The 12,768-nt window shown below is 70.8% G+C and carries 13 protein-coding genes; 5 read left to right on the plus strand and 8 right to left on the minus strand.

Translation table 11 applies throughout. From position 1 onward, the window contains the following. Nucleotides 1–5 precede the first annotated feature (5 nt). Genes FIC82_RS20355 through FIC82_RS20380 form a run of 6 tightly spaced genes read right to left on the minus strand, consistent with a single transcriptional unit; the run spans nt 6 to nt 7,184 of the window. Complete coding sequence (locus tag FIC82_RS20355) at nt 6–2,216, minus strand: integral membrane sensor protein (protein ID WP_154800682.1); 2,211 nt, start codon at nt 2,214–2,216, stop codon at nt 6–8. Continuing rightward, nucleotides 2,213–4,768 carry an ATP-binding protein gene (locus FIC82_RS20360; protein ID WP_154800683.1) on the minus strand — a complete coding sequence of 852 codons (2,556 nt, stop codon included), beginning with the start codon at nt 4,766–4,768 and terminating at the stop codon, nt 2,213–2,215. The genes FIC82_RS20355 and FIC82_RS20360 overlap by 4 nt, the downstream gene beginning before the upstream one ends. Beyond that, a complete protein-coding gene (locus tag FIC82_RS20365; RefSeq protein WP_154800684.1) occupies nt 4,768–5,421 on the minus strand; it encodes a hypothetical protein in 654 nt (217 codons plus the stop codon). The genes FIC82_RS20360 and FIC82_RS20365 overlap by 1 nt, the downstream gene beginning before the upstream one ends. A gap of 12 nt (nt 5,422–5,433) precedes the next feature. Continuing rightward, on the minus strand, nt 5,434–5,799 hold the full coding sequence (locus tag FIC82_RS20370; RefSeq protein WP_154800685.1) for a hypothetical protein: 366 nt from the start codon (nt 5,797–5,799) through the stop codon (nt 5,434–5,436). A 15-nt stretch (nt 5,800–5,814) separates the two neighbouring features. After that, complete coding sequence (locus FIC82_RS20375; RefSeq protein ID WP_154800686.1) at nt 5,815–6,870, minus strand: conjugal transfer protein; 1,056 nt, start codon at nt 6,868–6,870, stop codon at nt 5,815–5,817. Further along, nucleotides 6,867–7,184, minus strand: coding sequence for a hypothetical protein (locus FIC82_RS20380; RefSeq protein WP_216610089.1), 318 nt, complete (start codon nt 7,182–7,184; stop codon nt 6,867–6,869). The genes FIC82_RS20375 and FIC82_RS20380 overlap by 4 nt, the downstream gene beginning before the upstream one ends. Before the next feature lie 354 nt (nt 7,185–7,538). On the opposite strand from FIC82_RS20380, the gene FIC82_RS20385 reads away from it, so the two are divergent. Together FIC82_RS20385 and FIC82_RS20390 are read left to right on the plus strand one after the other, a co-directional pair. Next, entirely contained in the window at nt 7,539–8,453 is a 915-nt protein-coding gene (locus tag FIC82_RS20385) for a hypothetical protein (RefSeq protein ID WP_168732370.1), read from the plus strand. Nucleotides 8,454–8,487: 34 nt separating this feature from the next. After that, nucleotides 8,488–8,841 carry a hypothetical protein gene (locus FIC82_RS20390; RefSeq protein WP_154800687.1) on the plus strand — a complete coding sequence of 118 codons (354 nt, stop codon included), beginning with the start codon at nt 8,488–8,490 and terminating at the stop codon, nt 8,839–8,841. Between the two features lie 84 nt (nt 8,842–8,925). Here the strand turns inward: FIC82_RS20390 and FIC82_RS20395 are convergent, their stop codons facing one another. Then, complete coding sequence (locus FIC82_RS20395; protein ID WP_154800688.1) at nt 8,926–9,669, minus strand: hypothetical protein; 744 nt, start codon at nt 9,667–9,669, stop codon at nt 8,926–8,928. A gap of 190 nt (nt 9,670–9,859) precedes the next feature. On the opposite strand from FIC82_RS20395, the gene FIC82_RS20400 reads away from it, so the two are divergent. From FIC82_RS20400 to FIC82_RS20410, 3 genes are all read left to right on the plus strand, one after another. Next, nucleotides 9,860–10,609, plus strand: a complete 750-nt coding sequence (locus FIC82_RS20400) for a type IV secretory system conjugative DNA transfer family protein (RefSeq protein WP_171445745.1) — start codon at nt 9,860–9,862, stop codon at nt 10,607–10,609. 135 nt (nt 10,610–10,744) lie between these two features. Then, nucleotides 10,745–11,227, plus strand: a complete 483-nt coding sequence (locus FIC82_RS20405; RefSeq protein WP_154800690.1) for a hypothetical protein — start codon at nt 10,745–10,747, stop codon at nt 11,225–11,227. A 145-nt stretch (nt 11,228–11,372) separates the two neighbouring features. Continuing rightward, complete coding sequence (locus FIC82_RS20410) at nt 11,373–11,954, plus strand: hypothetical protein (RefSeq protein WP_154800691.1); 582 nt, start codon at nt 11,373–11,375, stop codon at nt 11,952–11,954. A gap of 211 nt (nt 11,955–12,165) precedes the next feature. Here FIC82_RS20410 and FIC82_RS20415 read toward each other — a convergent pair whose 3' ends face one another. Further along, a complete protein-coding gene (locus tag FIC82_RS20415) occupies nt 12,166–12,708 on the minus strand; it encodes an AbiV family abortive infection protein (RefSeq protein WP_154800692.1) in 543 nt (180 codons plus the stop codon). Between the last annotated feature and the right edge of the window lie 60 nt (nt 12,709–12,768).

Below are 12,768 nucleotides of genomic sequence, written 5' to 3' on the forward strand. Positions count from 1 at the left end.
GCTGGTCACCTCCCGTCACGGCGCGCGGCCGCGCGACGGCTGGGGTCGGCGAGCTTGGCGCGCAGGCGCGCGGCGGCGTCCGTGTCGACGGGCCGGTGCTCGATCACGCGCGGCGCCGTGGCGCGGGGCGCGGCGGGCGCCGGGGCGGGGCGGGCGGGGGCGGCGGAGTGCCGCCCGGGAGCCTTGCCCGGTGCCGTGATCCTCTTGCCCGCCGTCGCGGGCCCTGCCTTGCCCTCGGTGTAGACCGGTGCGGCGGTGGCGCGCGGCGGTGCTGCGGGACGGGCCCGGGTCACGGTCCGCGCACTGCCGCCGACCATCTTGGCCTGCAGGGCGACGCGTCGTGCGGTGCGGGCGGCGTTGACCGTCTTGGCGGCGCCTCGCACGAGCGTCGAGGTGCCGCCGCTGGCGTAGGCCAGGACGGCGTTCGTCCCGGCGCGCGCGAGCCCGCCCATGGCCTTGCGGCCCTTGCCGGCAGCCTCGATGCGCTTCATCTGCGAGCTCGGGCCGACGGGCAGCTGGGCCTGACGGCCCCGCTTGCCGACCGGTAGCGCGTCACGCTGCGCGCCGACGGGGAGGCCGTCGCGCTGGGCCCCGGTGCCGAGCTGTGCTCGCTCGTCGCCCGCGGGCAGACCTCGGCGGTTCCCGCCGGGCAGCTGAGGCGCACCGCTGGGTCCCGGGCCGCCATCCTGGCCGGGCGGCACCTGCGGCCCGGGAGGCCCGGGCGGGTTCTGCGGGTAGATGTCTCCGGCGTCGACGGGCGGGCGGGGGCCGCGCGGGACCCCGCCGAGCACGACCAGCTGCTGGCGCTGATCGATGAACGTACGCGCCGGCTCCTGGGGCGCGGGGACCGGACGGCGGCGCAGATGCGCGAGGGACGACACGGCCGACGCGGCGGTGGCGGCGGTCAGGCCGGGCATCCGCTGCGGCATGCGCGTCGGCCCGCCACCGCCGGGCCGCTGCGCCATCCAGGCCGCCATGCGGCTGCTCATGTCCTTCATCCGCGCGTTCTGGCGCCAGTACACGACCAGGCCGGCGACGATCACGATGTCCGCGATCACGAAGGCGCGCGCCGCGCCGCCGCCCGCCTCGGACGCGAACAGCGACTGGATCACCATCAGGAAGATCGACAGGAAGATCGAGGCGAACACGATGATGAGCAGCGACACGATCGTCTCGGCCGCACCCAGCATGAGCGACCCGCGACCTCCGCCGGGCAGAAGCCCGGTCACGAGGGTGACGATCGACTTCGCTGCCTGGTACATGGCCCGCACGCCGGCGGTGATCACGCCGCCGCCGAGTACCAGGCCGAGCAGGAGCACGACGAAGGCCGCGGGCATGACGACGACGGCCCCCAGGGCCATGCCCGAGGATGGGCTGCCGGCGTAGTCCCCGAGCGTGTCGTCGCACTTGCCGACCGCGTCACGGATGTCGGACTTCCCGCCGTACGGGCCTGCGCGCACGATGTCGTTGTACGCGGCCTCGCACGGTCCCCCGTCGAGCACCTCGCCGAAGTTGATCATCTGGGTCGGCTGGCGCACGAACGTGTCGACGAGCGCCCCGGTCTGCGCCGCCCGCAGCTCGTCGGGGCTCTGGCCCTCACCGTCCCCGGTAGCGAGCTCGGCCGCGAGAGTCTGCCCCATCTGCCCGGCCTGCACGATCAGCCCGTCCGGGCCCGCGACGAACCGCACCGGCTGGGCCAGCACTCCAGACGCCAGGGCTGCGATCACGCAGGCGATTAGGACCTCGTACACCGCGGTCGACGTGCGCCCGCGGACCATCAAGAACATGGCGAGCAGCGCCGTGATCGTCAGGAAAGTCGGCACCGGCCCGATCTGCTTGACCACCTGCTGCATCGCGTCACCGATCGTCAGCAGCGGTGCCGCGATCGTGCTCACCCAGCTGAACGAGAGCACCCAGTCCAAGAACCACAGCGCGAGCGCGCAGTACCCCCGGTACAGCCCCCAGCACCCGTCCGTGATCGAGGCCCAGAAGAACTTGTCCGGGCTCGTGATCCCGCCACGGTTGAGCGACAGCTCGAGGTTCCACAGGTTGATCCCGCGGCTGTCCAGCAGCTCGATCCACGCCAGCGCCCCCGGAGTCTGCGACCCCGGGTTCAACGGCGCCGCGCTCGCGGCGCTCGCGGGCACCACGACGAGCGCGACAACGCCGGTGATGACGCTGGCGAGGAAGGTCAGGGTGCGGTGGAGGCGGGTCATGCGGCGTCTCGCTTGGTGCGTGCGGCGGTGCCGCCGGCGGTGATGGCGGCTGCGCGGTCGGCGCGGGCCGGCAGCAGGATCTTGATCCGCCCGACGTTGCCCGACATGTCGCGCATGGTGGCCTCGCCCCGGCGGTGCTCGGGGACCTCGCGGCCGTCGGCGCCCAGGGGCGAGGTGTCCTTGGTGACCATCTCGATGAGCTGCTCGTCCTCGGGGTCGAGGTCGAGCCAGGCCAGGCCGCGCTTGGCCAGGGTCACGTCGCGGTGCCGCATGAGGATGCGCGTGGGGATCAGGCCGCGCAGCGTGGGCGAGCCGAAGTCGGCCTCCGGGTCGTGGGAGTCGAGCATCACGATGGCGCGGTGCTTGCGGCCGTCGCGGACGAAGTCGACGATCTCGCGCTCGCCCTCGAAGGAGATCGTCATGGAGTGCGCCTCGGAGACGACGAACCCGGCCAGGCGGGAGGTGTCGGCGAAGCAGATCTCGCGGGCGAGCGCGGCGATGAGGGCGTTGAGGGCGCGCCCGAAGAGCTTCTCGAGGCTGAGCTGCTTGAACAGGTGCTCGTGCTCGAGTTCCTCGCGCGAGGGCAGCATCAGCGTGTGGGTGCGGATGACCATCGCCGGGGTGCTCAGGTCCAGGGGCGGCACGTCGCCGTCGAAGATGACGCGCCCGATGTCCTTGCGCGCGAACACCTTGATCAGGCGCGCGAGATCGCTCGCGCCCGGAAGGGTGCAGCCCTCCTCCAGGTGCGTCAGGAGCGCGCCGGCGGAGCCGAGCTGGTAGCGCTGGAGGTACTTCGGGTCCAGGACCTCCGAGAGCAAGATGCCGAGCTCGTCGGTGGGGCGCACGTTCAGCAGGGGGGTGAGGAACGTCTGCATGACGCGGCTGCCGAGCACGGGCCCGAAGACGCGCAGCGGGTCCAGGGACACCAGCGGGTCGGCGACGTTGACGACGACGGCGCTGGTGCGCCCCTGCGTCCACGACGCCCACTCGCCCTTCGCGGTGCGGTCGGCGATGACGAGCTGTCCGCCGCGGTCGATGACGTCGCCGGCGAGCTTCATCAGCGTCGCGGTCTTGCCGGCGCCGAGTTCGCCGGCGACGGCGAGGGACCCGGAGATGTTGCGGTCGGAGGCGCCGTCGAGGTCGTGCAGCACGACGCTCGTCGGCCCGCAGGGAACGTTGGGCGCCATGAGCGGGCCGTGGGCGATGTTCAGGCCGAGCGCGCTGCCCTTGGAGTCACCGAGTCGTACGGAGGCGAACGGGATCGTTGCGGCCAGCGCCTTGCTGGTGGTGATCTGCGCGAACTCGCGCACGACCTGGGTCGAGGGGACCCCCGGGTGCATCGCCCACCACAGCTCCTCCTGGGCGCCGAGCGGGATCGCGAGCTTGTACCCGGTGTCGGCGAGGTAGCGCGACAGGGCGTGCGCCTGGATGCGTGCGGAGTCCGCGGTGGGGCCCGCGACGGCGAACAGGATCGTCGCCTGGGCCTCGACCTCGTTCTTGTCGCTCTCGAGCGTGGCGACGTACTCGGCGAGGTCGCCGGCGACGCGGTCGAGCATGTTCAGGCCGTGGCTGACCTCGCCGTCGCGCTGGGTGTACTGCTCGTTGAGGTTGCGCAGCGCCTTCTGGTTGCGGCTTGCGACCGCGGTCGAGGCCTTGATCGACAGGCGGATGGCCCAGTCGACGTCGAGGCCGGACTCGTCGATGCGGCCGATGATCTCGCTGCCGGGGAATGCCATGCCGGCGTCCGGGACGTCGCTGATGGCGGCCAGGCACTGGTAGCTCGCCTCGACGTCCTCGGCGGCCGTCGAGTCCACGATCTTCAGGAAGCGGCGCTTGACCGGGTTCGCACGCGCGAGCGGGTTCGTCTGGTCGCTTTGCCCACCCTCGTCCAGCAGCGGCGACCCCAGCGCGGCGCCCGACCTCGGGACGAGCAGCTCGCGCGCCACGACGTCCTCGGCCTCGGGCAGGTCGAGGTCCTGGAACAGGCCGCGCCGCAGCGCGTGCTGGTGCAGCCAGACCATCTGGGCCGGCGTCGCCGGGCGCGCCTCGAACGGCCCCGGGATCCGCTCGGCGATCTGGGCGGCCTGCACCAGCCGGCGCTCGACGTCCGCGGCCCGCATCGCCGCCCGCGGCAGCCCCAGCATGTCTCGCAGGTCCGCCGTCGCCGCCCGCACCGGCTCCACGACCCGGTCCGTCGCCTTGTCCACCCCCAGCGGCACCGACAGCCAGTACACGCGCTGCCCCGGACCGATCTCGTCCAGCGAGTCCAGCGTCGCCTCGCACTCGGCCACCCAGTCCGGGCACCGCTCGACGTCGACGTCCTCGAGCATCTTGGACACGATCACCGCCGGGTCCAGACCAGACCTGACCCCCAGCAGCAACGACTCACCGGGCAGGCCGCGCAGCAGCGCCGTGTGCAGCGCGCGCACGCCCCGCTTGTCCTTCGTGGGGCGCAGGCCGTACGGCAGACCGGTCAGGATCCAGTCTGCCCAGACCGTGCCGGACCGGGTCCAGCGCAGGTTCGCGGCCATCGAACGGGTCGGGGTGCGCATCAGTCGTCCTCCTGCTGGTGCGTCGAACCGGCAGAGGCCAGCAGCTGCTGGACCCCCGTGAGAGCTGGAGCTGGTGCCTGCACGGCACGCGCCGTCGCCGGCGTGGGGCGCAGCGGGCCCGGCCGACGCACCAGCGTCAGCGGCCGCTCAGGCTCGCGTCCGCGACGACGTCGCCGACCACCGCGCCGCTCAGGCGACCTCGAACCCAGCGCCGCGTCGTCCACGTCGGCAACCGGGGTGCAGCGGTTGACGACCACCCGCGAACCCACGACATGCGGGGGGCGAATACGCAGCGCCGTCCCGCCCAGGACACCCTGGGCGGGACGCGACAACGCCCGCACCGCACCCGCCGCCATCGACAGCGGGTTGCGCATACCGACCGGCAGCTTGCCGACCAGCAGAGTCACCCCGTACGCGACACCGAGCACCACCACGGCGTTACCGATCAACCCGAACTGGCCCCACAGCCACGTGGTCTTCAACCCCACGACCAGGACCAACACACCGGCGCCGAGCTGGGTGTACGTGTACGGCCCGCCCCAGATCGTCCCGCCACTCGGCGTCTTCCCGATCAGCTGCGGGAACTTCCGGGCACGCGTATACCACCGGACCACCTCGTAGCCCGGATCCTCAGACCGCGGAGCGCTCGCCATCGCCCAACCGACCTAGACGTCGAAGTGCAGGGACGGCACCACCTGCACCTGCTCCGACACGACACCGACGGCCAGGTCCTCGTCGACCATGTCCTTCACCTTCGTGACGTTGAAAACGCCCCAGATGAACACCCCAGCCGCCAGCAGCGAGATGACGATGCGGGCCATCGCACCCCGCGACGCGAGCGCCTGCCAGATCACGAAGATGATGCCGAGCGTGATAGCCACACCCCGCGCCAGAGTCTGCGCGCTCGTGTTGAGGTCAGTCGCCTTCCCGATCAGCCCACCCCCGTCCTGCGCCGCCATGACGACAGCACCGGGGTCGACAGACGCGACGTGAACAGAGGCCTCCTGGGCCAAAGCCATGAACGTAGACATGTTGTCGTGCTCCTCCTACGGGGTGGGCGCCGGCGAGGCCTCGCCGGTCGCATCGGTACTCGGCGCGCCAGAAGACGGCTCACCACCCGGCGCCACCACGGCGCCGGAATCCTCAGAAGCAACCGGGACCGGCTCAATCGCCGTGACCTCCCACCGGCCAGCACGAGCCGTCAGACCCAGCGCATACGTCACCGCCGCCACCTGCTCCTGCGACACCACGGCGCTCGCGGACGCCAGCACGTGGGCGGTCTCGCCGTCGGCCGGTGTTGCACCGTCCTCGGCGAGCTGCGTGGTGCTGCGCAGCTCGGCGAGCTTGACGCTCGTGTAGGGCGGCGGGGTGACGGGCAGGATCGTCGAGCCGGGGGTGACGTACCTCGAGACGTCGCCGGCGCCCGTGAGGTAGGCGGACAGGAACTGCGTCACGGTGTCCGCGACCGGCGAGTTCATCGCGATGTGGGTGCGGTAGGCCCCGGTCGAGCCGCCGACGACGACCGGGGCCGCAACCGCGGCCGGGAGCGTGAGCGCGCTGAGCGCGCCGGCGTCGTCGACGCGCACGGGCACCTGGTAGTAGCGGCGCGCGGTCTGCTCGCTGTCGTCGGTGACCGTCGCGGCGACCAGCACGGACCAGGTCCCAACACCGCCGGGGGTGATACCGGCGACGTCGACGTCGCTCACGTCGAACGGGACATTGGAGAGGGTGACGACGGCGGCGTCCTTGACGAGCGCCTGCAGCGCGTCGGGGCTGTCCTGGGTGCTGGTGAGCCAGACCGTGACCACGCGCTGGGCGAACTCGCCCACCGCGGCGCGCTCGTCGGAGAGGTCCTCGACCGGGGCCACGGTCGCGACCGGCCCGGTGGTCTGCTGGTTGAGCAGGATCGCGTAGGCGGCGCCGGCGGTCCCGACCGGACCGAGAGCGAGGCAGGTGAACAGGCCGAAGGTGGCCAGGCGCGTGGACCATGTCGAGACGACCTGGTCCGTGGCCGAGGCCACGGGGAGAAGGTCTTCGGTCTGCTCGTCGACGACATCGTCGGGTTCGGGCTTCGCGCGCCGGAGCGTCAGGGCGGGGCTCATGCTGCGTCACCACCGGAGGCGACCGCGAGCACCGGTGCCGGCAGCCCCTGCGGCCGCGGCCGCGCACGGTGCTCACCCAGGGCCGGCACCACCATCAGCGGGGGGCGCGACTCCCCGGGGCGGCGCATCCGACGCACAGCGCTGCGTACCGCCGGCGACTGCGCGCGCTCGAGCGCGGACCGCATAAGGCCGGCGGCGTCCTCGTCGAGCGGGCTGGCCGCGAGCGGCCCCAGCGCCTGAACGATCTCCTCGCGCGCCGCGTGCACGGCAGCGGCGTCGACAAGGTCGCGCGGGGCGCGGTTCGTGCTGGTCATCTTCGGTCTCCTCGAGCGACTAGGCGTCATCGATCCACCTGTGGAAGGTGCGCGAGGAGGTGCCCCTGTGACGGACGATTCGCGACCGAGTTCGCGCGCCAGGATCAGGCGACGTCCGATCCGGGGCACCGACGCCACGGCGCAGCGGGCAAGAGCACCCCGGGGCCCGAGATCCCTTGCCCCGCAACGAATCTCGACCTGGCTCCGACTGGGCAAGAGACCCGGCAAGGGGCCCGGAGTTGGCTGGTCACAGGACGCAGGAACACCGCGCCGACGACCCACACCAGGTGGACGCTTCGCGGCAAGTGTTTCTACGGTCCAGGCAGAAGCGCACGACACCCAAGGGGGCCCACCGTGACCACGAACACCCGGCTGTTCCGCCAGCACAACACCGCGCCGCAGAACGTGAAGTCACGCCTGCTGCAGCAGCTCACCCAGGAGTGGGCGGCACTCCACGCCCAGCCGTCCACGACCCGGATCGTGCGCCGCTGGGCCCGCGACGAGCACGCCCTGACCGGGCTCACCCGCCCCGGCGACATCGTCGACGCGATCGACGCCGGCGACTACACCCGGACCAACGAGCTGCTCCTCGCGCTCATCCGCCTCTTCCAGAACGGGCAGCAGCTCGCCGGCCGCACGATCCTCCAGGCGATGCTGCCCAAGCTCACCCGCATGGCGAGCGCCGCACGCGACGACAAGGTCTCCCCCATCGGCGCCGGCCACGACTCCCACGAAGACGGCCGACACATCGTCATCGCCGAGTTCTGGGACGTCATGGCGCACTACCCCGTCGAGCGCCGGGCGACCCGGGTCGCGGCCAACCTCGCACTCGACACCCTCCATCGCAGCACCGCGCAGAAGGACCGTGGCAAGCTCCAGGAGATCCCCATCGCCCCCGACGACCTCTGCTCCACCACAAGCGCGATCGCCATCGAGACCCGCGCCCACCAGCCCTTGCTCGGCCAGAACCCGACCGACCCGAGCGACCTGCGCGAGATCACCGAGGAGTCCGACCTGCTCCAGGTCATCCACTGGGGCATGGCCAGGAACGTCATCACCCGCGGCGAGGCGCAGCTGCTCGCCAGCACCTACCTGCCGGACAACCTGCGCGCGCAGATCCCCGCCGTCGCGAGGGAGCTCGGCATCACCGAGGACAACGTCCGCCAGCGGTGCTCGCGCGCCAAGCGCAAGCTCACCCAGGCCGTGCGCGCCGAGATGGAACAGCCCATCGACCTCACCGCGGCCGCGCCCGGCGCGCGCGCTGCGTGACGGCCCGCCGAACACCACGCCGAAGGGATCCGCCATGGCCGCCACGACCAACCCGCACCAGACGATCGCCCGACCTCGCGTAATCGTCGAGCCCATCAACCCGAACGACCGTCACACGCTCTTCCGCGCACGCTGCGAGCACTGCCCGTGGGTCTCCGGCAAGTCCGTGAAGACCTGGGTGGAGGGCACCGAGGCTCGCCTGCAACCGCATCGCCCACCGCGCCGGCAGCTGGCCCTGGCCGTCGAGGTCGTGCGCGAGAACCCCGACGTGACCGGCGCCCGCTTGGCCGACGAACTGACGCGACGTGGCCGCCCGGTGAGCACCCGGTCCGGCCAGCGCTATCGCGCCCGCGCACTCGACGCGCTGGCCGAGACGCCGGTGTCTTGACCGCTGACCGGACACACGTAAGCCCTCATCTGCGTAACGGCGTAGATGAGGGCTTACGTATTTACGCGCATCCGCGCTGGCTGCTCAGATGATGCGCGGAGAGGTGACTGGAGGGAAAGCGTTCCGTGGTTCCGTTTCGAACCCGAAGGCCTTCCCGTGTGGACCGAATGCGCCGTGCATCCCTGCTCGAACGATCATGTGCCACCACCCGACCACCGAGTCTGCCAGGCGTCCGTGGACGACTCGTAGGTACTCGTCCAACGCGTCGATTGGGCCGGTTCCGACCACCTCGCGCTCTCGGGCGCTCAGGTCCGCGTGGTGCTCGATGCAAGCGCGTTCTGCTTCGTCCCACATGTCCGACGGCGACTCCCATTCCTGCGGCTGCGATCCCAGGGTGTCGAGGTAGTAGAAGCGCCCAGAACGCCCGTAGGCGTCGAGAGTGCGCGAGAGAAGTGGCCACACGGGGTCATCGTCAACCGCTGCGACGAGGGTGCTCACGTAGCTCTTGCCCTCTGCGGCGGTCCATGTGCGCAGGTAGTTGCGGAGCTCGGCGTCCATCGCGTCGATCTTGTGGCCCCAGCTCTGGCTCATCTCGTTCTTGGTAGGCCACGCGCCCGCATCGTCGAGGGCGCGCAACCCTAGTGCGACCTTGAGCATCTTCTCGACACCGATCGACAGGGTGGTCAGTACCGCATCCTTGTCCCGCGAGAAGTACAACGCTTCTTGCAGCGTATGGACTCCATGCGCCAACAGTTGGCGTGCCGACTCTTGCTCGAACAGGAGCGCAAATCCTTGCTGCTGGGTGAGGGCGTCAGGCTTGGGCGTCATGCGCCGTGACCCTACGCGTTGGGTCGCGCCTCAGTGGCCGTCCTCGCTCAGCCACGCCATCGTGGCCGCGAGGTCCGCCATCACCTGCTGGCGGTTTGCCGTGTACGTCGTTCCGTGGGGCTGGTCTTGGCTGGTGGCCGTCGTATGCGGTGGAAGTTGAAACGTGACGTAGCCGGACCTGCGGCAGTACATGGCCGATCGGCTGCGTCGGGGCGATAAGCGCCCCGCGCTGCTCATCGTCGATGAGTTCCCCCAGCTCGTGACCGAGGAGACCGACCCCGGCGACGTCGCGGCCGCGCTCTTCGAGACCGCGCGATCCGCCGGACTCGGGCTGATCCTCGCCGGGCAGTCCGTCGCCGGACTCTCCGGCGACGAGGCCATGCGCCAACGCGCCCTGTCGTCGGGCGCAGGGCTCATCGTCGGCCGGTCTAAGGACCCTGAGGCCGTCGTGCAGCTCGCCGGCACCGTGATGCGTATGGAGGCATCCGGTGAGGCGCACAGCGGCGAGCTGCGATCCGGACGCGCCCAACACACCTACGTCATCCCGCCCCAGGTCGTCCGAGAGGCATGGGACGGGCGATTCTGGCTCATCCACCGCGGCGCTATCGCGCCGTTCCGGGTCCTCCCTCCCGCTCCCGCTCCCGACCAGGTGGAGGCGACGAACCAGGAGCCCATCCCCGCCGGCGCGCCGGCACCAGCGGGGACCGTCGTCGAGCCGGTCCCCGGCGGCGACGAGCTGCACGACGACGACGCGTCCGAGGCGGCCGCCGTGGAGGCCCTGGCGGAAGCCGGCGAAGCGCCGGCGCCGGCGGTTCAGACCGACGAGCCCGTGGCCGCGCCCGAGCGCGAGCCTGAGCCCATGGCCGCCGCGTCGGCGCCGCGGCCCGCACCCCGAGGATTCAGCGCCGCGCGACGCACCACGACGAAGCAGGGAGGTTGACGTGCGTTTCTACGTGCACGCCGGCCGGCAGGTCCAGGTTCGTTACCTCGACCCCAACGGGCGCGAAGGGTGGGTCTGGCTCTGGGCCGATGCCGTCGAGCGTCGCTGACGAGCGTCCGTCGGTAGGCTCCGCCCGTGCACATCACCCTTGCGGCAGCGGCCGACACATCCGGCGGCGAAGCCTGGTGGTTGGCGCCGCTCGTGGGGATCGTTGTAGGCGCCCTCGGATTCTCGGGCGGACTGCTGGTCCGGCGCCACGAGGCGCGACAGGCCAGAGACGAGATGACGCGGCGCGCGGCCGCCGACGTGATGAGCGCGGCGGTCGCGGTTATGCGCGCCGCGGTGGTGGCGTACGAGGCGGGGCAGCCGGAGGTCTGGAAGTACCAGCCCAGACGCCGCGCGAAGCGGAGCGTTTACGACCGGTACAACGATGCTCTTGAGCACGCTCACAGGTGCCGCGGTGTCCTAGCGATCTGGCGCCCGGAACTGAGGGAGCCAGCTGAGGCGCTCATCCTCGCGTACATGCACTTTGATCCTGCCACCAGAGATGAGGACGACGACGCACGTATCGCCGCCGAGAACGCGTTTCTTGCGGCCGTACGGCGGGTGCTGGACTAGACGCCCCCGGTCGGGTGCTTGGGCGCGTGGCGGGCCTGGGAGACGGACGGGCTGCCGCCCTCCGCTGCGCTCCGGTTGCCACTGAGAAGCCCGTGCACGAGCCCGCAGTAGCGCGGCAGTACGAGCGCGCCGGTAGCGTGCGCCCATGGAGGCGTTGAGCCAGTGGCAGGGTCTTATCGGCGTAGTTGTCGGTGTTGTCATCACGGGTGCTCTCGGGCTCCTGACCACGTTCATAACCCAGCGCTCACAGAGCGTCGCGCGTGAAGAGGCACGACGAGAAGCGCGCGCGGATCTACGACGGCGGGTCTACGCGGACTACCTGGTCAAGGCTCAGAAGCTGGGCGACGAGAGCGCGAGCTGGGTGGACAGTCGCGGGAAGAAATACCCGGACGACGCCGTGCGAGTCGCCGCGTATTCCAGGGAGGTGGGCACCACAACGCACGAGTACGACGCCGCGCACCGTCATGCGATGCTGGCCGCCGGCCCCCAGGTGCAGGAACCCCTAGCGATCTACAACGCGTGGCTGCGACACGCGGTCGCGGAGACCATCGTGGAGCGCGGTCTAGGACTTGAACGATGGGATGACCACGAGGCCCCCCTAGTCGACGCGATGCGCACCGAAATCGACGCTGACACGATCATTCGTGACCGGCCGGCTGCTCCCGGGCGGGCTGCACCTGGGCCGGTCGCTCCCAGGGAGACCTCTCCTGGGGCCGCCAAACTGTGACGCCCGTTGGTGGATGCTGCCCCCAGGCGTGGAGTGTCCCGTGGGTCCGGGCCTGTATCGGAGGCAGCACGAGAGTAGGGCCAGGTCCGGAGGCGGTTAGGCCGTGTCTCCTTACTCCCGTGCGACCGACGGTGGAAATGCGCGCATGCTCGTCCCGTCGGCGAACAGCGATGCAGCACCGACCGATTCTCGGGCGTGCTTAGCGGCTCTGTCAGGCGTCCCCGCCGCCGTTCGCCTCCCACATGAGCGACATGGCCGTATGTGCCGCGAGGCCAGCGAGTGTGACGGCCTCCTCAGCCTGCTCTGCGGTGATGCCAGCGCCACCACCGACGACCCCGGCCTCGTCGTCCACGTCAACGTACAGACCTGCCATCCGGCTGAAGAAGTCGTCCTCGGCGTCGTAGTCGTGCATCTCGGAGAACCAGTCCTCAATGTTCACGACTCCGCTGCGGACACCTTCGGCGAACGCCAGCATCTGACGGGCGGCAGCGATCTTTACCTCGTGGCGATCCTTCTTAAACGGCTTCGTACTGTCGTAACGCAGACGGTCATCGGTCAAGCGCGCCTTGCCTGCCTCCTCGATCGCGAAAGTGCCCAGAGCGAAGGCCCGGGCGTAGCGCCCAGCCTCGAACAGGATCATGGCGTCACTCGCGAGTTCGTGGGCGTTGCGAAGCGTTGCGACGATGTACCGCGCGCCCAGCGAGGCGGGATCACGGCTGAACTCGGGCGTGCTCTCGCGAGAGGTGTCGGCCATGAGCCGAGAGTGTAGAACTGCGCGGTGTCCGGTAAAGGACGCTGAGCCCCGCGTCGATAC

Source organism: Cellulosimicrobium protaetiae, from assembly GCF_009708005.2.
Taxonomy (GTDB): Bacteria; Actinomycetota; Actinomycetes; order Actinomycetales; family Cellulomonadaceae; genus Cellulosimicrobium; species Cellulosimicrobium protaetiae.